This is a genomic window from Maritalea myrionectae (genome assembly GCF_003433515.1).
In the GTDB taxonomy this organism is placed as follows: Bacteria; Pseudomonadota; Alphaproteobacteria; order Rhizobiales; family Devosiaceae; genus Maritalea; species Maritalea myrionectae.
This window is the reverse complement of the sequence record NZ_CP021330.1, coordinates 2,547,721-2,567,205: the sequence shown is the minus strand read 5'-3', so window position 1 is coordinate 2,567,205 and position 19,485 is coordinate 2,547,721. Positions and strand designations below refer to the sequence as shown.

General features: G+C 52.5%; 12 protein-coding genes. 10 read left to right on the top strand and 2 right to left on the bottom strand.

What is annotated here, in order from left to right; all coding sequences use genetic code 11:
* The first annotated feature begins 3 nt into the window (after positions 1-3).
* The 8 genes from MXMO3_RS12890 to MXMO3_RS12855 all read left to right on the top strand — a co-directional run bounded on the left by MXMO3_RS12890 (position 4) and on the right by MXMO3_RS12855 (position 11,167).
* Positions 4-1,983, top strand: a complete 1,980-nt coding sequence (locus tag MXMO3_RS12890) for a heme lyase CcmF/NrfE family subunit (RefSeq protein ID WP_117396820.1) — start codon at positions 4-6, stop codon at positions 1,981-1,983.
* Positions 1,980-2,483, top strand: coding sequence for a cytochrome c-type biogenesis protein (locus MXMO3_RS12885; RefSeq protein ID WP_117396135.1), 504 nt, complete (start codon positions 1,980-1,982; stop codon positions 2,481-2,483). The genes MXMO3_RS12890 and MXMO3_RS12885 overlap by 4 nt, the downstream gene beginning before the upstream one ends.
* Positions 2,443-3,675, top strand: a complete 1,233-nt coding sequence (locus MXMO3_RS12880; RefSeq protein WP_245985743.1) for a bifunctional alpha/beta hydrolase/OsmC family protein — start codon at positions 2,443-2,445, stop codon at positions 3,673-3,675. Before MXMO3_RS12885 ends, MXMO3_RS12880 begins: the two co-directional genes overlap by 41 nt.
* Before the next feature lie 52 nt (positions 3,676-3,727).
* Complete coding sequence (locus tag MXMO3_RS12875) at positions 3,728-4,471, top strand: sulfite exporter TauE/SafE family protein (RefSeq protein WP_162889261.1); 744 nt, start codon at positions 3,728-3,730, stop codon at positions 4,469-4,471.
* 159 nt (positions 4,472-4,630) lie between these two features.
* Complete coding sequence (locus tag MXMO3_RS12870; RefSeq protein WP_036220749.1) at positions 4,631-6,112, top strand: Do family serine endopeptidase; 1,482 nt, start codon at positions 4,631-4,633, stop codon at positions 6,110-6,112.
* A 71-nt stretch (positions 6,113-6,183) separates the two neighbouring features.
* Positions 6,184-6,855 (top strand): response regulator transcription factor, encoded by a 672-nt coding sequence (locus MXMO3_RS12865; RefSeq protein WP_036221085.1) that lies wholly within the window; start codon positions 6,184-6,186, stop codon positions 6,853-6,855.
* Entirely contained in the window at positions 6,848-8,287 is a 1,440-nt protein-coding gene (locus MXMO3_RS12860) for a sensor histidine kinase (RefSeq protein ID WP_117396133.1), read from the top strand. The genes MXMO3_RS12865 and MXMO3_RS12860 overlap by 8 nt, the downstream gene beginning before the upstream one ends.
* Positions 8,288-8,290: 3 nt before the next feature.
* A complete protein-coding gene (locus MXMO3_RS12855; RefSeq protein ID WP_117396132.1) occupies positions 8,291-11,167 on the top strand; it encodes a bifunctional [glutamine synthetase] adenylyltransferase/[glutamine synthetase]-adenylyl-L-tyrosine phosphorylase in 2,877 nt (958 codons plus the stop codon).
* Between the two features lie 3 nt (positions 11,168-11,170).
* On the opposite strand, the gene MXMO3_RS12850 is transcribed toward MXMO3_RS12855, so the two are convergent.
* Both MXMO3_RS12850 and pepN read right to left on the bottom strand, forming a co-directional pair.
* A complete protein-coding gene (locus tag MXMO3_RS12850; protein WP_162889260.1) occupies positions 11,171-12,421 on the bottom strand; it encodes a sensor histidine kinase in 1,251 nt (416 codons plus the stop codon).
* Between the two features lie 452 nt (positions 12,422-12,873).
* Positions 12,874-15,516, bottom strand: coding sequence for an aminopeptidase N (gene pepN / locus MXMO3_RS12845; protein WP_117396130.1), 2,643 nt, complete (start codon positions 15,514-15,516; stop codon positions 12,874-12,876).
* Positions 15,517-15,802: 286 nt separating this feature from the next.
* Between pepN and MXMO3_RS12840 the strand changes: the two genes are divergently transcribed.
* Positions 15,803-17,545 (top strand): ABC transporter ATP-binding protein, encoded by a 1,743-nt coding sequence (locus MXMO3_RS12840; RefSeq protein WP_245985742.1) that lies wholly within the window; start codon positions 15,803-15,805, stop codon positions 17,543-17,545.
* 56 nt (positions 17,546-17,601) lie between these two features.
* Positions 17,602-19,467: an ABC transporter ATP-binding protein gene (locus MXMO3_RS12835; protein WP_117396128.1), complete on the top strand. Its 1,866-nt coding sequence runs from the start codon at positions 17,602-17,604 to the stop codon at positions 19,465-19,467.
* Positions 19,468-19,485 lie beyond the last annotated feature (18 nt).

Here is a 19,485-nt window from a genome sequence, read left to right as displayed (position 1 = left end):
ATGTTGAGCATTGAACTGGGTCATTTTGCGCTTGTATTGGCTTTCGCGCTGGCCATTGTCCAGGTTGGGGTGGCCATTTATGCATGGCAACGTCCCAATGAAGGGGGCTATAGTTTTGTGCAACAAGCCAGCGGCTTGCAGTTTTTGCTGGTTTTATTGTCCTTTGCCGCCCTCGTCGTGGCGTTTGTCACATCTGATTTCTCACTAAAATTGGCTTATGAGCATTCGCACTCGCTGCAACCTACGCTCTATAAGTTCACTTCTGTCTGGGGCAATCACGAAGGCTCCATGCTCCTGTGGGTTTTGATCTTGACCCTGTTTGGCGCAGCTGTAGCCGTTGGTGGATCTAACTTGCCGAAGGCGACATTGAACCTTGTTCTGGGCAGCCAGGGCTTTCTGGTATTTGCCTTTATCGGGTTCACAATCTTTACGTCCAACCCATTTGAACGTTTGCCGGAGATGCCTCTTGAGGGGCGCGATCTAAATCCGATCTTGCAAGATATCGGCCTGGCGATCCATCCACCTTTGCTTTATCTCGGCTATGTTGGCTTTTCAGTGTGCTTTTCATTCGCCATTGCGGCATTGATTTCGGGCAAAATTGACGCTGCATGGGCACGCTGGGTGCGGCCATGGACAATGCTGAGCTGGATTTTCCTCACCTTAGGCATCGCCATGGGCTCTTATTGGGCTTATTACGAACTCGGCTGGGGCGGCTGGTGGTTCTGGGACCCCGTGGAAAACGCTTCCTTTATGCCCTGGCTGACCGGGACAGCATTATTGCATTCTGCTTTGGTGATGGAAAAGCGCGGCGCACTTAAAATTTGGACCGTTCTGCTGGCCATCATCACCTTCTCCCTGAGCCTTTTGGGCACATTCTTGGTGCGGTCGGGCATTCTCACCTCTGTGCATTCATTTGCCACCGACCCGTCGCGTGGTTTGGTGATCTTGGGCATGTTGACCTTCTTCATCTGCGGCGCCTTTATCCTGTTCGCGTGGCGTGCTCCCGCGCTAAAAGCAGGCGGATTGTTCGCCCCGATTTCGCGTGAAGCCGCGCTCGTGTTCAACAATTTGTTCCTTGCTACCGCGACCATAGCGGTGTTGGTGGGCACACTTTATCCATTGGCGCTGGACGCCTTCACCGGCATTAAAATCTCCGTTGGCGCGCCGTTCTTTGATCTAACCTTTGGCGCATTGATGGTGCCGCTCTTGTTGGTGCTGCCATTCGGGCCATTTTTGCCCTGGAAGCGTGCCAGCATTGCGCAGGCGAGTAAGCGGCTGTTTGGGGCCATCGTGTTGAGCTTTGTGTTGACGATTATCCTTGCCGCCTATTTGTGGGATGGCTTTAGCCTCACGCCGTTGGGCATGCTGCTCGGATTTTGGGTGATCATCGGCTCGCTTGCCGATTTGGCCGAGCGGGCGAAACTCTTCAAGGTCGCACCTTCCGTCTCGTTGCGCCGCCTTGCTGGTTTGCCCAAAAATGCATGGTCGACAAGCTTCGCGCATATCGGCATGGGCCTCACAGTCTTGGGCGTGGTTTTCGTATCAGCCTATGAAACGGAAACCATCACAACGATGCAGCCGGGCGAGCAAATCGAAACCTATGGCTATTCAGTTCGGTTTGTAGAGGAAGTGGATCTGGCTGGACCAAACTTTACCTCTGAGACCGTAACCTTCGCTGTCGCACCTCTTGGCAAACGCGAAGACATGGTCTCATCCGAGAAGCGCACCTATCCAGCACGGCAAATGCCGACAACCGAGGCAGGGATTAAGACCTTTGGTCTATCGCAGGTCTATATTTCTATTGGTGACCGTGTGGGCGAAAATGGCCGCGTTGTGAGGATATGGACCAAGCCATGGATTCTGCTGATTTGGCTGGGCTGTCTGGTCATGGCCGCGGCTGGCACTTATTCGCTGACGGACAGAAAATACCGCATTGCCGCACCGAATCTTGTTCAAAAACAATCGGTTGGAGCTGCAAAATGAATCGGTTTCTGATGATCTTGATTCTAATTGTGAGCTTTGTGCCGCAAAGCTTCGCGGTGCAACCCGATGAAGTGTTGGACGACCCGGTCCTTGAGGAACGTGCCCGTGACATCTCTGAAGGGTTGCGGTGCTTGGTGTGTCAAAACCAATCGATTGACGATAGCGATGCCGACTTGGCTCGCGATCTGCGCATTGTCGTGCGGGAGCGTTTAGTCGCGGGCGACAGCAATGACGAGGTCGTCGATTATGTGGTCGCGCGCTATGGCGAGTTTGTGCTGCTCAAACCGACCTTTTCGGGCCACAATTTAGTCTTGTGGATTGCGGCACCTCTTATATTTGTGATTGGCCTTGTGATCTTGTTTGTTGTTTCAATGCGGCAACGCAAAGTGTCAAATGCTGCAGCCATGACGCCTGAAGAAGAGCAGGTTTTGGCTGAACTAACAGAAAGCGAGACAGATAGTGCCAACAAAGATCAAACCAGCCGCCAGTCAGCGGATTGAATTTGAAAACAGTCGTGGCATTAAAATTGCCGCCGCGCTGGATGTGCCGAAATCGACAATTCGTGCCTACGCGGTCTTTGCTCATTGCTTTTCGTGCTCCAAGGATTTTGCCGCCAGTCGCCACATCGCAAATGCTTTGAAAAATGCGGGCATTGCGGTCTTGCGCATTGATTTTACAGGTCTCGGCCATTCTGACGGTGAGTTCTCGAACTCCAACTTTTCCACCAATCTTGAAGATTTGCAGGCCGCGTGCGCCTGGTTGTCCGAACATCACCAGCCCCCGCAAATGCTGATCGGTCATTCCTTAGGCGGCACAGCAGCGTTGATGGCAGCTCTGGACATGTCCAACATCAAGGCGGTGGCCACCATCGGTGCACCAGCGGCGCCAGATCATGTGCTGAATCTTTTGGGCGATAAGCGCGAAGCGATCACGCGCGACGGCGAAGCCGAAGTTCTGCTCGGCGGGCGCCCCTTCACCATTCGCCGCCAGTTTGTGGACGATGTCAACGCTTTCGACCTGCCCAAACGCTTGCCTGATTTGCGCGCTGATTTGCTGATTTGTCACAGCCCAATTGATGCGGTGGTCGGTATTGAAAATGCACAGGATATTTTCATGGCCGCGCGTCACCCCAAAAGCTTTGTCTCGCTCGATCAAGCGGATCACTTGCTGTCCAAACCCGAAGATGCAGCTTATTTGGCAGGCGTGATTTCCGCATGGGCTTCACGACACTTCCCCAGCCCGGACAAATACTATGAGGATGCTGGACACATCATCGCCGCAGAGAGCGGCGAGGGGCCGTTGCACCTCAATGTGAATGCGGCTGGACACGCTTTGCAGATTGACGAACCCGAATCCGTTGGCGGGACCGACCGAGGGCCATCGCCCTACGATTTGCTCGGGGCCGCGCTGGGCGGGTGCACCACCTTGACCTTGCGGCTTTATGCCAATCGCAAAAAGCTCGACGTTGAGCACATCGAAACCTACGTCGACCATGAAAAGCGTCATGTGAACGATTGTGAAGATTGCGAGGATGGCAAAAAGCGAATTGACCATTTTGATCGCAAAATCAAAATTGTCGGCGACATCACGCCCGAACAGCGCCAACGGATGCTGGAAATCGCTGATATGTGCCCAGTGCACAAGACTTTGGAACAGCAATCACATATCAGCACGGCGCTCATAGACGACTAGCCAATCTTGTCATGTCAGACGCTTCGGGATAAAAAGCGCCATGGATATGTTCATGGCGCTCCTGCCATCCGATTTAGCACCGTCTTTCTCGTTGCTATTGATCTTTGCAAGCTTTTTCACATCAGCCACCACAGCGGCGTTTGGCCTTGGCGGCGGCGCGATGCTGATTGCCCTGATGACGACGGTGATGAATCCGCTGATTGCCGTGCCCGTGCATGGCGCCGTTCAGCTCGGCAGCAATGGCGGCCGTGCAATGGTCCGTTTCCCCCACATTGTCTGGCCATTTTTCATTTGGTTTTGCATTGGCAGTGCCCTTGGCGTCGCCATTGGCGGACAGATCGCGCATCTTTTGCCCGAAAACTTGTTTCGCGGACTGATCGGGCTGTTCCTCATCTATATCGCTTGGGGCCCGAAGCTAAAAGCGGTGCTCACTTCAACTCCCCTGACAGCATTGACCGGCACGGTGACCGCCACTATCGGCATGATCACAGGTGTGTCCGGCCCGTTGGTGATCGGCTTTTTGCAAGGCTTGGCAGATCGCCGCGCAATCATCGCCACCCATGCCGCGTTGATGACCGTGCAAAACATATTGAAACTGGCCGCGTTCACGCTTTTGGGCTTCCAGTTCGCAACCTACTTGCCCCTCATTCTCATGATGGTCGCCACGGGCTTTTTGGGCACACTTGTGGGGTCAAAAATGTTGGATGGTCTGTCGGAACAAATCTTTCGCAAAATCTTTAAGCTGATACTGACGATTTTGGCGCTGTGGCTGCTGGCGCAAACCATTTTGCCCTAGCCGCCTCGAGTGCCGAAGAATACGACAAGAATATGCCATTGTTTGCCATAGTTTAGCCTGCAACATTACAAAAATTTAATCTTCATGTAATCATGTCGCAAGGCGCACTTCTCCATATTGGCGGGCATAGCAATTCCAATCCCGATAAGGAGGATTTTGATGCAATCAGTATCAAAGACCAAACGTAACAGTTTTGCAGCAATTGCTGCCGCTGCGTTGATTTCAACCAGCGCGATTGCCACTGGTGTGCTTTCGACAGCGCCAGCCAATGCCCAGATCTCCATTGAGAATGTGGCCCCCTTTAGTTTTGCAGACCTGGTAGAAACAGTTAGCCCCGCTGTTGTGTCCATCCGGGTAAAAACCCGCATCGAGCAAGCCCGTGGCCCTATGGGCAATCGTGAAGGTTTCCGGATGCCTGATTTGCCCGAAGGGCACCCGTTCGAGGATTTCTTCAAGCAGTTTGAAGATCGTCGCGGTGATCGTGATCGCCCACGCGAGCGGTTCGGCCAAGCGGTTGGCTCAGGCTTTGTGATTTCAGCAGACGGTTTTGTGGTCACCAACAACCACGTGATTGAAGATGCTGAAGAAGTGATGGTGGTGATGGACAATGGCGACGAAATGATCGCCAATATTGTTGGCACCGACCCGCGCACGGATTTGGCCTTGCTGAAAATTGAGGCGGCCAGCGACATGCAATTTGTCGAATTTTCCGACAATGAAGCCCGCGTAGGTGATTGGGTTGTGGCCATTGGTAACCCGTTTGGCCTTGGCGGCACAGTAACGGCTGGTATCGTTTCAGCCCGTGGCCGTGACATCAATGCCAATGCCTATGATGACTTTATTCAAATTGACGCGGCGGTAAACCGCGGCAACTCTGGCGGTCCGGCATTTGATACAACCGGTAAAGTGGTTGGCGTGAACACCGCTATCTTCTCACCAAGTGGCGGCAATGTTGGCATCGCATTTGCCATTCCCGCTTCAACAGTCAAACAAGTGGTGTTTGATTTGATGGATGACGGCAATGTCACCCGTGGTTATCTTGGCGTATCCATCCAGAACGTCTCAAAAGATATCGCGGATAGTGTTGGCTTGGATAAGGCCCGCGGCGCGTTGGTCACCGAACCGGCTCCAGATAGCCCTGCACAAAAAGCAGGTATTGAGTCCGGCGACATCATCACGTCTGTGAATGGCGAGGATATGGACGATGCACGCGACTTGTCGCGGACAATCGCCGAGTTTTCGCCAGGCACAACGGTAGAAATCGGTATCTGGCGCAACGGTGAGTCAATTGAGTTGCGCGTTGAATTGGCCCGCTTGGAAGATGAACAGGCGATCAATGACGAGGAAGAAACACCTCAAATTGAGCCATCAGAGCCACACGACACCTCAACCGGGTTGTCATTGATGCCGAACGATGATGGCGATGGCCTGATGATCGTGGACATTGACCCAGAAAGCCGTGCTGTCGAAAAAGGGTTCGCCCCGGGCGACATCGTGCTTGAAGCCAATGGCGAGCCAGTGAACACGATCGCGGATTTTGAGACTCAGATCGAGAATGTGCAAGAAGCAGGACGTTCCACGATCTTGGTCAAAGTGGCCCGCGAAGGCGTTACACGCTTCGTCGGTCTTGCGATTGAGTAAAGTTTAAGCCAACATCTGTCGCGCCCATGGGCGCGGCAGAGAATATTTCATCGAGTATCGGACGTAGCGCTATGAAGGTTTTGTTGATTGAAGATGATCGTGACGCTGCGAATTATATGATTCAGGCACTCGATGAGGTGGGTCATGTGACGCACCACGCCGCTGACGGGGAAACCGGTTACGCCATGGCATCATCGATGGACTATGATGTCTTGATTGTGGATCGCATGTTGCCCCGTCGCGATGGCCTGTCCATCATCGAATCTCTACGCGCCGAAAACAACACAACCCCCGCGCTTATTCTTTCCGCCTTGGGTGCGGTGGATGACCGTGTACAAGGTCTGCGCTCGGGTGGTGATGACTATCTGACAAAGCCTTACGCATTTTCTGAATTGCTGGCCCGCATCGAGGTGTTGGCCCGTCGCGCATCACCGGCGGAGGCCGCCACCACATATCAGGTGGGCGATCTGACCTTGGACCGTCTCTCCCGCAATGTGGAGCGGTCGGGTGAGGCCATCACCTTGCAGCCGCGTGAATTTCGTCTGCTGGAATATTTGATGAAACATGCGGGCCAAGTGGTCACCCGCACCATGCTGCTCGAAAATGTATGGGACTATCATTTTGATCCACAAACCAACGTGATCGATGTGCATATGTCCCGCCTACGCACCAAAATTGACAAGGGCAAAGCCCAACAATTGCTCCATACCATTCGCGGCGCAGGATATATGATCCGTGAATAGAATTTGGCGCATCTGGAAAACAACGACCTTTCGGCAAAGTGGCTTCTTCGTGCTGCTCTTTGTGTTGTTTTCGGTGTTTATCCTTGGCTATATCGCCTATCAAACCAGCATTCTTATCCAACAGCAGCAAATTGGGGCCATCGACCGTGAGTTGGGGCAGCTAAACCGCACCTATCAGCGCTCAGGTACGCCGGGGCTTATCCGTGGCGTGCAGCGTATGGCGGATCGGCCGGGGCCGGGCATTTATTACGTTGCTGATCCCACTGGCCAGCAGTTGGCAGGCAATGTGGATCAAATACCCACCTTTGTGTTGCAGACGCCGGGCATTCATAGTTTCCGCTATGAGGTTGAAGAGCCGTGGTCCGCTGAGCAAAACGACAATGACGATGAGCGCCGCGAGCGTGACAAGCGCGAGGAGCGGCCGGACCGTGGCCTTGCGCTGGTCAAAAGCTTTCAATTGCCCTCAGGCTTTTATCTGGTGGTCGGGCGCGACATTGAAGAACGTCGCGGGTTCAGTGCGATTATTTTTGAGGCATTTGGTTGGGGCGTTCTCTGGATCATCATATTGTCGGTGTTGCTTGGCACGCTGCTGGCCCGCAATATTTTGCGCCGTCTGGATATGATTTCCGCGGCCTCGAAAAAAATCATGACGGGTGATTTGGCCGAGCGATTGCCGCTGACCAAGCGCAATGATGAATATGACCGCGTGTCGAAAAATCTCAATGAGATGCTCGATCGAATTGAAAATTTGATGGCCGGCCTCAAAGAGGTGACGGACAATGTGGCGCACGATTTGAAAACGCCACTCACGCGTTTGCGCAATAAGGTCGAGCGGGCGTTGCAGCATGATGATGATCCGGAACAAATGCGCAAGGCGCTCCAAGCGACCATTGACGAAAGCGACCAATTGATCCGCACATTCAACGCGCTGTTGTTGATCGCCCGTGTCGAAGCAGGGGCGCCGGATGGCTCATTTGAACCCGTGGCGATTGATCAGATCATTGAAGATATTGTCGATCTATATCAACCCGTTGCCGAAGATTCCGGAATCGAATTATCCACCGATCTGGCGACAGTACCTCACGTTAAAGCCGGCCGTGAACTGATCGGGCAAGCCATCGTTAATCTGGTTGAAAATGCAATCAAATACGCCAAAGGAGCGAAAGGCACGCCAAGGATTGAGATTGGCCTTGAACAGCACGCCGAACACATCCGAATTTGTGTGAGCGACAACGGCACAGGCATTCCGGAAAAGGACCGTCAACGGGTGCTGGAGCGGTTTGTGCGGCTGGAGGCGAGTCGATCTGAAACCGGGTCTGGATTAGGGCTTTCTTTGGTTTCTGCCGTTGCAAGATTGCATAAAGGCACGCTAGAAATAAAGGACAATGATCCGGGCACAAAAGTGCTGATCACCCTGCCAAAGGAAAGCTAATATATGTCCAAACCGCTGATGGCCGAATTGAAACCCCTTCGCTTCAATGTTGGCTCTGCGGAAGAATTCGACAACTGGCAAGATGCACATGGTGCCGATCTAAGTGCTGATGTGAAAGCATTGTTGGCGCCAGTGTTTGCAGCGTCTCCATTTTTGCTGGATTGCGCCCATCAGGAAGCCGAGTGGCTGGTGACCGCTTTGGCAGAACCCTTCGACCAAACCATCCGGGAACTGCTTGCCGACACCGATCAACTCGGCCAAAAGTTTGATGAAGACGAACTTTCCCGCGCATTGCGGCAGAACAAGCGCCGGCTGGCGCTGATTGCTGCACTCGCTGAAATCGGGCAGGCCACACGCACATCGACCACGACCAGTGCGCTCGCTTTGTTCGCTGATCGTGCTTTAGATGCGATCCTAGATTTTCTGGCCCGCGATTTGGCGGAGCAGGGCAAGTTTGAACTCAGTGAAGACAAGCGCCCCTCCAGCCAACTTGGCATTTGTATTTTCGCTTTGGGCAAGCACGGTGGCCTTGAGCTAAATTATTCTTCCGATATTGATATTGTTATTTTCTTCGACCCCGATCGCTCACCAATCATTGAAGATCCGCGGCATGGGCGCATCTATGAGAAAATAGTGCGGCAACTGGTGGCGTTGATGCAGGATCGTGACGAGCATGGCTATGTGTTCCGCACGGACCTTCGCCTGCGGCCCGATCCCGGTTCAACGCCAGCGATTATTTCCACCCGCGCCGCGATGACCTATTATGAAAGCCGGGGGCAAAACTGGGAGCGTGCAGCATGGATCAAGGCGCGACCATGCGCGGGTGATCTTGAGGCAGGTGACGCCTTTTTGGCAGAACTCACCCCCTTTATCTGGCGCAAACATCTCGATTACGCGACAATTGACGACATTCGGGCCATCAAGCGCCAAATCAATGTCGCCAAAAACATTGTTGGTCGCGAGGTATATGGCCACAACGTCAAGCTCGGCTTTGGCGGTATTCGCGAGATTGAGTTCTTCGCCCAAACCCAACAGCTTATCGCAGGCGGTCGCGAACCCGGATTGCGGACCAGATCAACTGGCGACACGCTTGAGGCGTTGGCGAGCTGCAATTGGATATCGAAGACCATCGCGGATGAGTTGGAGGAAAACTATTGGTTTTTGCGCGCGGTTGAAAATCGGGTGCAAATGCTGCGTGATGAGCAAACCCACCAATTGGGAGAGAATGATCAAGCCATTGCCCCGATTGCCTCTTTGATGAATTTCGAGGATGTGGCGGCGTTTAAATCCGCCTACCAAGATTGTCTGGTGCGGGTGGTTGGTCATTATGGTGAGTTGTTCTCCGATGATGGCGACGAGCAATTGGTGCAAAAGCTGGTTTTCACCGGCAGCGACGACGATCCAGACACGTGGCAGGCCCTGTCGGACATGGGGTTTCGTGACCCCAGCAGCGCCATCACCACGATCAAAAAGTGGCATTATGCCAGCTATGCCGCTACGCGGGCCGATAAGGCGCGACAGAACCTGACGGCGCTGGTGCCGCATCTTTTGCAGTCATTGTCCAATGCGCGCAATGCCGATGAGGCGCTAAATCGATTTGATATTTTCTTATCCAAATTGCCCGCTGGCGTGCAGCTTTTTGCGCTATTGCGCAACAATGAACGTTTGCGCCATTTGCTGGTCGATTTTATGGCATCGGCGCCGCGCATGACCGACGCAATCTTGCGGCGCGTGCATATTGTCGATGGGCTGATTGATCCTGCCTTTTATGACGAAATCCCCACCGTTGCTGCATTGACCCAAAAGGCCAATGACTTTTTGGGTGAGGCCCGCAATTATGAAGACCTGATCGATCGCTCACGCATTTTTGGCCAGGAGCAGATCTTCCTGACCAGTGCCGGGCTTATAGCGGGTACGGTGACGCCGGAACAAGCCACCGAACAATTCTCCGCGCTGGCGCAAAACCTGATGGAATGGCTGTTTGAGGGCGTGCGCAAGGAGTTTGAGTATAAGCACGGCAAAGTGCCCGGTGCGCAGGTGGCGCTGCTGGCCTTCGGCAAATTGGCAAGTGCTGAAATGTCCGCGACGTCTGATCTTGACTTCATTTTGCTCTATGACGCGCCAAAAGGAACCGAAGGGTCTGAAGGTCAGCGTCCGTTGGAAACGCCCCACTATTTCACCCGTCTGACCCAGCGTCTTGTCGCCGCGCTTTCGGCGCCGACAGCTGAGGGCGTGCTTTATGAAACGGATATGCGCCTGCGTCCATCCGGCAATGCCGGACCATTGGCCACCAGCTTTGCTGGCTTTGATCGCTATCAACATGAACAGGCGTGGACGTGGGAGCACATGGCACTGTCCCGCGCTCGTGTGGTTTTTGCCGACGGCGATCTGGGAGATCGAATACACACAGTGATATCAGACGCACTCAATGCCCCACGCGACAAAGATCAGCTGGTTAAAGATGTGTGGGATATGCGCGGCCGCATTGAAAAGGACCGTCAGGCCAAGTCCACTTGGGATCTTAAACTGGCCATTGGCGGGGTAATTGATTTGGAGTTTATCGCCCAATTCGCGCAACTGGCTTATGGTGATCAGCTAGACGTGCCACAAGCGCCTCCAGCGCGCGTATTTGAGCGGCTTTCGGAAACAGAACTCTTGCCTGAAGCGGTGGAGCTTAAAGAGATTCACGCCGAATATAGTGCGGTCCTGCAATTGATGAGCGCATGTCTCAATGATCCATTGAAAGTGGACACGTGGAGTGAAGGTTTTAGAGAGCTTTTGATCCGTGTAACCCATTTCCCCTCACTAGAGGCATTGGAAACAGATTTAAAGGCAAAGCAACAGCGCGTGCGTCAATTGATGGAACAGTTTGTGGCTTAGCCCTTAGGCCACGTGATCAAGTGCAGTTTCAGCAACGACTTCATATTTTGGCAGGCTGATCAACACGGTGGTGCCGATGCCCACCGCGCTGTCGATATGGATGCGTCCGCCACTTAGTTCGGCGATGGCGCGAGCAGTGGAGATGCCTAAGCCAAGTGAATTCTGTTCTTTCGCGAAGGCCGCTTCACCCAGAACAAATGGTTGGTTGAGCAAAGCCATGCGTTCGTGGGGAATGCCGATCCCTGTATCGGTCACTTCGATGATGATGCCATCTGCCCCATCCCATGAATTGACGGCGATCTTGCCGCCTTTGGGCGTAAACTTTACTGCATTGTCTAAAATATTGCCCAGCATGCGGCCCATAAGGTTCTTGTCCGCAAACACACTGCCATTGGCACTGGCGAAATCAACAAACTCAACACCGATACGGTCGGCGCGGGCTTTATATTTTGCGGTTTGTGACTTCAACAAATCATCAACAGCCAGTGGTTCTTCGTTTTGTGCGGTTTGGCCGGATTCAAGCTCGGAAAGCTGCAGAATGGCGGCAAATGAGTCCAGCAATGCTTCGCCGGATCTCTTGATGTCGCCGAGATAACCAATATAGCGCTTGTCGCCAAGCGGTCCGAATGGTTCATGCTGCACAAGGTCAGCAAATCCGATGATGTGGTTGAGGGGGGTGCGCATGTCGTGGCTTAGATGGGCCAAGAAAGATGTTTTGGAGCGGCTGGCGGCTTCTGCAGCCAATTTGTCCGCAGTGCACTGACGGATCAGTTTCTGCCGTTCTTTTTCCAATGAATTATTGTCGTGCTTTGCCCGCACTTCTTCGGAAATGTCGGTGATGATGGTCACAAAATTTCGCTTGGCTTGGGCAATATCTTCGATGCGAATATGCCGGCCATCCAGACAGGCCGCTGTGGCAATGCGATGGTCTTCCATGTCGCAAACAGTTTCAAATCGATTGGGATTTGCGGCCATCGACATGATGTTGGTGAACTTGCGGCCACGCAATTTGGTGCCGGTTGAAAGGCCCATCATGTCGCGGTAGGCGTGGTTGTGCCAGAGCAAATTGCCATCGCGATCCCAATAGGCGATGCCGTGGGGCAAATTGTTCAACGCCCGCAACAGCTCTTTATCCTCATTGGTTTCGTGAATACGCATTAAATATTCGAGTTGCTGCCGCTCATCTTGCGCACTCATTCGCAAGAGAGCGATGCCGCCGAGGGCGCTCAATGTGCCCACCGCAAACAACTGCATGCCAACGCCCATCCCGTTAGTAAAAAATACCGCGCCGAGCACGGCAATAAACCATGCCAGCGCGAGTTTTCTCGTTGTTGGGACGAGAGATTTTGGGGGACGAATTGCGTTGTGAGGAGGGGGCGCAATCACTTTCTTTGTGCCAGCTTCAGTGAGCAAAGATTTGGTGTTTTTGTGCGGATGTCCAAAGGCAGCAGAAGATCTCTTTTTCAGGTTTTTCAATCGCTTGTAAAGCTTATTAAAGAATCCTGTCCCGACTGCGTCGGATGTCTCCATCGACAACATTTGAACTCTCCAAAGATTTTAAAAAGTGCCCCCAAAGAGCATCAAATTGCCCTTCGATAGAACCAATTTGAATCAAAAAAAGGGGCCTTGTCGACCCCTTTAGAGTAGGCAAATTTTGCCCTTGTAAAAACCGTGAGTCTTTTGAATCACTTATCGGGGAAAATATTTTAGCCCGCTAATGTTTTGTTCACCATTTCAGATAGGTTTGGTGAAATGCTTTCCTCATCTTTCATTCTTTCAAGCGCCTTCCGGGCGGCATTTTGGCGATTTGATTCGTAATTCCGCCAAATTCTGAACGCCACGGCAAAACGGCCCGCGACCTGCGGGTTGAACTTGTCGATTTTCAAAATCGTGTCGGCGACGAGGTCGAAGCCCGCGCCATCTTCGCGCGCGAACTGGGTCGGGTTGCCTTGAATGAAACTGCCCACGAGTGAGCGCACCCTATTGGGGGTCTCAAGTGAGAACCGTTCGTCTTCCATCAACATCTTGATCCGATCAATTGCGCGGTTGTCGTCAATTGATGCACTCAGGCCGAGCCACTTATCATAAACTGTCATCGGCTCTGCATAGTTTGCCTTAAAGTGCTCGAGCAATTCTTCGGCACGTTCCGGTGCGTATGCACAAATGATCGCCAATGCCGCTTGTCGATCCGTCATGTTTTGTGCGGCTTGGTAATGGCTTTCCACCATTTCAAAAATCTGCTTGTCCTCTAATGCCGCGAGCAGTGCCAACGATTGATTGCGCAGGGCACGCAAGCCAGATTGTTTTGCGTCCGGCTTGTACGTCTCAGGCAGTTTTACAGCAGAATATAGCGTGACCAGCTGACCGCGTAGGCTGTTTGCCACCAATTGCACCGCTTGGCGTCTCACTTGCTTAATGCGTTCCGGGTGGATGTTCTTGCTCAGCCGTTGGGCAAAATCCTGGTAGGTCGGCAGTTTTAAGCAAAGTGCCTTGAACGATGGAGAAAGCTCCTGGCTTTCCAGTGTTTGGCTCAGGGCGGACGCAACTTTTTCGAGGTTGTCTTCATCCAGATTTGGCCCATCTTGCGCCATAGATGGCGTTACAATATTCAAGATAGCCGATTGCAGGCTTTCCCAACGGTTGAACGGATCGCCATCCAATCTCGCGCGATGTAAGTCTTCCTCAAGCGGTGCGCGCGTTTGCACCGAAACGGGCGCCGAAAACTCTCTAAACAGCGACAACACGGGCGCGCTTGAAACGCCATGAAACGTGATGTTCGCTTCGCTTTGATCCAGCACGATCAAATCGTCATGGACTTCGGCGCCTTCCGCGCGCTCCCAAGATAAGTCTTCGCCATTGCTTGAAACCAAACCAAACTTGATAGGCAGCACCATGGGCGACTTTTCACTGTCCCCCGGCGTGGAAGGTACATTTTGCGTGAGGTTAAGCGTGAGCACTTTCTCGTCCGCATCATAAGTGCTGCTATAAGTCACCTCGGGACGACCCGCCTGCGTATACCATTTCTGGAACTGGCTCAGATCGCGCTCGCTCACATCCTCAAAGCATTTGATAAACTGTTCGATGGTGGCCGCATCTCCATCATGACGGTCCAAATATAGATCGACGCCCTTATGAAAGGTTTCCTTGCCCAGCAAGGTCATCAACATGCGCACCACTTCGGCGCCTTTTTCATAAACAGTCGTCGTATAGAAATTATCGATCTGCTCATATTGGCTCGGGCGCGGCGGATGGGCGAGGGGGCCGCTATCTTCGATAAATTGAGACTGGCGCAAACCCTTCACATCATCGATGCGCTCCACATCCCGGAAACGTTCATCCGAGGAAAACTCTTGATCGCGGAATACGGTCAGCCCTTCTTTCAAGCACAATTGGAACCAGTCGCGGCAAGTGACTCTGTTGCCGGTATAATTGTGGAAATATTCATGGGCGATAATGCGCTCGATGAGGGCATAATCTTCGTCCGTTGCCGTGGCAGGATCAGCTAAAACAAAGCGGTCATTGAAAATGTTCAGGCCTTTGTTTTCCATGGCACCGGCATTAAAATCGCTCACGGCAACAATGTTGAAAACGTCCAAATCATATTCACAGCCAAACCTGTCTTCATCCCATTTCATGGAGCGGACAAGCGCATCCATGGCATAGGTGCAAAGCTCAGCCTTGCCCGGTTCGGCATAGATGTTGAGATCAACTTTTTTGCCGGATTTTGTGGTGAACTTTTCTGAGATATGATCGAGGTTGCCCGCCACCATCGCAAACAAATAGCTCGGCTTCGGGTGCGGGTCGTGCCATTCGGCAAAATGCCGATTGTTGCTCATCTCACCGCGATCAACCGGGTTGCCGTTGGATAGCAGTACAGGTGCCAAATCTTTGTCAGCCACCATCTTTACGGTGAACACCGACATGACATCGGGGCGATCCAGGAAATAGGTGATGCGCCGAAACCCTTCTGCTTCGCATTGGGTGCACCAGTTTCCCGAAGATCGGTAAAGCCCTTCAAGGCTTTTATTCTTCTCTGGTTCAACATCCACAACTGTGCTCAGCACAAAGCTCTCGGGCGGGGCCAGCAGCACGAGGCCTTTGTCGCTCAACTCATATTGACCAGCGCCCAAAACCTCGTCGCCAATGGCAATTGAAACCAATTCGATGTGCTCACCATCCAGCTCAAGTGGCGCGTCTTCTGCGGCACCAGCACGGCGTTCGATGTGCAAATCTGTCGTGATACGTGTTCGTTCGGGAGCAAAGTCGATCCACATCTCCGTTTTCGGAATAAGGTAATCGCTCGGCTTATAGTCTTCTAAATAAACGTTTTTTTGCTCTTCGCTGCGCATGTTTCTTATCCGGTTGGGGGTGGGGCGATGCTCAATAATGGAACATTTTGTCGCACTGTTGCATTAAGGCAACAGCCACGAATCGTGTTTGGCGATATTCTGAACGGCTGGGTCGCAATTGCCTAGCGCCTAATCTTAAAGGTTCACCATGTTAAATTCTATTTTTAATTGGTTCGAGCGGATTTATCCGCCGACCGAGCTTGCAAAAAATCCGCACCCACCGCAAGGGGTGAAGGATTTCTATATTTATTTCTTAACGCAATTCCGCTGGGGTTTGGCGGCCAAAATGGCTTTGGTCGCGGTTGGCGCCACCATCGACGCCATGATTCCTGTGTTTTTAGGGCAATTGGTGGAACTAACGACCAATGGAACGCCCGGCAACGTATTTGCGACCCACGGCATGATGCTGCTTGCTTTCGCTCTGGTGATATTGGCGCGCCCGGCGTCTTTCATCCTGAGCGCTTTGCTTCAGTTTCACACGATCTTTCCGCCCATGATGGCGCGGACGCGGTGGCAGAGCCACTGGCATGTGGTGCGCCAAAGTTGGTCCTATTTCCAACGTGACTTTGCTGGGCGTATTGCCAACAAAATCATGGAAACGGGTAACTCCTTAGTCGATAGCGCCATGCAGGTGATCGACTCTGTTTGGTACATGATCATATTCTTGATTGTGGCCATCACAGTGTTGGCCGAAGTTGAGCCGATTTTCATCGTGCCTCTTTTGATTTGGCTTGTTGCCTATGCCGCGATCATGGTGTTCTTCCTGCCGCGCATTGCGCGCCGTTCAAAGGAAAACTCCGATGCCCGTTCGGTTGTGACCGGGCGGATCGTGGATTGCTATACCAACATTCAAACCCTCAAAACCTTTGCATCGAGCAAGTTTGAGGATGAATATGTGGCCGGGTCGGTTAAGAGCCATACCAAGGTGCTACACCGGCTCATGCGTGAGTTCACACAAATGTGGAGCTTGCTTTATGTCATCAACGCCCTGTTGATGGTTGGGGCAGGCTATATGGCTATAATCTTTTGGAATAATGGTGATTTGTCGCCGGGTAAACTCGCGACCATCATTCCCTTTATTTGGCAAACCGTGAATATTTCGGGCTGGATTCTCGATGTTGCATCAGGTGTGTTTCGCGACATTGGCAATGTGCAAGACGGTATGGATACCATCGCCCGTCCCATCACCATGCTGGACGATGAGGACGCACCAGAGCTAGAGGCCGAAAACACGCAGATCGAGTTCAATCAGGTTCACTTTGCCTATGATTCCGACAAGGTGAAGGACAAGCCGCGTGTCATCGAAAATCTGAACCTCACCATCAAAGCAGGCGAAAAGATCGGGCTGATTGGCCGCTCTGGCGCGGGCAAATCCACTTTGGTCAATTTGTTGTTGCGGCTGTTTGATGCGCAGGCTGGTGAGATCAAGATCGATGGTCATCGTATTGACCATGTGACGCAGGATAGTCTGCGGCGCGCCATCGGCTTTGTGTCGCAAGACACCTCATTGCTACACCGTTCTGTGGGCGAAAATATCAAATATGGCCGCCCCTATGCAAGCGATGCGGACATGATTGCCGCCGCCAAGCAGGCCAAGATCCACGATGTGATTTTGGGTTTGGAAGATGAAAACGGCAACAAAGGATATGATGCCCGCGTCGGTGAACGCGGCGTCAAACTCTCTGGTGGCCAACGTCAACGTATCGCCATTGCCCGGGTGCTGCTCAAGGATGCGCCCATCCTGATTTTGGACGAGGCAACTTCCGCACTGGACAGTGAAGTGGAAGCAGCCATTCAGGAACAGCTGCAACATTTGATGACCAATAAAACGGTTATCGCAATCGCGCACCGCTTGAGCACGATCGCCGCTATGGATCGGCTGTTGGTGATGGATCAGGGACGTATCGTGGAAGAGGGCACGCATGAGGAATTGCTGAAAGCCAATGGTCATTATGCATCACTCTGGCGTCGTCAATCGGGTGGTTTTGCCAATATGGAAGGCGCTGATCCCGCAATCCCCAGCTCTTGAAATCTAATAACAGCTAGAATAAAGAAAGAATAATCTTTCTAAAAAGGTCGAGAATAATGATAAGAAGAATATTTGATTGGTTTGAGCGACGGGTTGAACCGTTTCCAGCCAAAGAACCGCAGCTGCCGCCCAAAACGCTCGTGGCGTTTTGTCGGCACTATTCAAAAGGGCTGGAGCTTTGGCTTGTGCTCATGGCGCTCGGCGCTGCCATTTTGGCCATTCTGGAAGTGGCGCTGTTCGGCTTTTTGGGCAATGTGATTGATTGGTTGTCGACCTCCAATCCTGAGACATTTTTGCAAGATGAGTGGCCGACATTGTTGATGATGGCTGCAATCATCTTGGTGATTAAACCTGCCACGGCGGCGTTTTCATCCTTTGTGATGCACCAGACATTGCTCGGTAACTTCCCGATGCGCATTCGCTGGGATGTGCATGGCTATTTGATCCGCCAATCCATGACCTATTTTCAGGATGAATTTGCCGGTCGTATTGCCACCAAACTGATGCAAACTTCGTTGGCGGTGCGCGAAACCGTTATGAAGATTTTGGATATCCTGGTTTACATCTCGGTCTATTTCATCGGCATCTTATTTGTGATGGCCAGCGCTGATTGGCGGCTGATGGCACCCTTTGCGGTCTGGTTGGTCGTCTATATCACCGTTATGCGCTATTTCGTGCCGCGCATGCGCGATGTGTCGCAAAAGCAGGCGGATGCCCGCTCTGTTATGACAGGGCGCATTGTGGACAGCTACACAAACATCGCGACCGTGAAGCTGTTTTCTCATTCGGGTCGTGAGGCAAGCTATGCCCGCGACGGCATGGATGGGTTTTTGCAAACCGTTTATAAACAGATGCGTTTGGGTGCCAGCCTCGACATCATTATTGATGGGCTGAACTCGCTTTTGCTGTTTTCGGTGGGTGCCATGGGCATTTATTTGTGGCTCAACGGGGTAATGACACCGGGCCCAGTTGCCATCGGCATTGGTATTGTGCTGCGGATTTGGGGCATGTCTCACTGGATCATGTGGGAAATGTCAGCGCTGTTCGAAAATATCGGTACGGTGCAGGATGGGATTAACTCCATCTCCTTGCCGCGCTTGGTGTCTGATAAAAAAGGGGCAAAGCCGATTGGCAAAGTGGATGGCGACATCAAGTTCAACAATGTCACCTTCAATTATGGCGCTGAAAAAGGCATCATCACCAATTTGAATCTGCATATACGGCAGGGCCAAAAAGTTGGGCTTGTGGGGCGCTCCGGTGCCGGCAAGTCGACTTTGGTGAATATCCTGCTGCGGTTTTATGATGTGGAGCGGGGCACCATCATGATTGATGGCAAAGACATTTCGGAAGTGCAGCAAGACACATTGCGCGAGCAATTGGCCATGGTGACCCAAGATACGTCATTGTTGCATCGGTCGGTGCGCGAAAACCTGCTTTATGGTCGTCCGGATGCCACTGAAGAAATGATGATTGCTGCGGCCAAAAAGGCGAAAGCCCATGAGTTCATCCTCGATTTGGTCGATCCTCAGGGCCGTCGCGGATATGACGCCCATGTGGGCGAACGCGGTGTGAAGCTCTCCGGCGGTCAGCGCCAACGTGTCGCCATTGCCCGCGTGTTGCTCAAGGATGCGCCGATCCTGATCATGGATGAAGCCACTTCGGCTTTGGACAGTGAAGTGGAAGCGGCCATTCAGGAGCAACTGCATCAATTGATGGAAAACAAAACCGTGATTGCCATCGCCCACCGCCTATCCACCATCGCGGAGATGGATCGGTTGATCGTGATGGATCAAGGCAAAATCATTGAAGACGGCACCCACGCCGAGTTGCTCGAGCAAAACGGTCACTATGCGTCTCTGTGGAAACGCCAGTCCGGCGGTTTCATTGATTATGGTGATGAGGAAAACGAAAAAACAGCATAACAAAAAGGCGGTGGAGAC

Coding starts and splice junctions, on each gene's coding strand:
- MXMO3_RS12885 (WP_117396135.1), top strand. CDS start 1,980: ATGAATCGGTTTCTGATGATCTTGATTCTAATTGTGAGCTTTGTGCCG.
- MXMO3_RS12875 (WP_162889261.1), top strand. CDS start 3,728: ATGGCGCTCCTGCCATCCGATTTAGCACCGTCTTTCTCGTTGCTATTG.
- MXMO3_RS12870 (WP_036220749.1), top strand. CDS start 4,631: ATGCAATCAGTATCAAAGACCAAACGTAACAGTTTTGCAGCAATTGCT.
- MXMO3_RS12865 (WP_036221085.1), top strand. CDS start 6,184: ATGAAGGTTTTGTTGATTGAAGATGATCGTGACGCTGCGAATTATATG.
- MXMO3_RS12855 (WP_117396132.1), top strand. CDS start 8,291: ATGTCCAAACCGCTGATGGCCGAATTGAAACCCCTTCGCTTCAATGTT.
- MXMO3_RS12850 (WP_162889260.1), bottom strand. CDS start 12,421: ATGCAGTTGTTTGCGGTGGGCACATTGAGCGCCCTCGGCGGCATCGCT.
- pepN (WP_117396130.1), bottom strand. CDS start 15,516: ATGCGCAGCGAAGAGCAAAAAAACGTTTATTTAGAAGACTATAAGCCG.
- MXMO3_RS12840 (WP_245985742.1), top strand. CDS start 15,803: ATGGCTTTGGTCGCGGTTGGCGCCACCATCGACGCCATGATTCCTGTG.
- MXMO3_RS12835 (WP_117396128.1), top strand. CDS start 17,602: ATGATAAGAAGAATATTTGATTGGTTTGAGCGACGGGTTGAACCGTTT.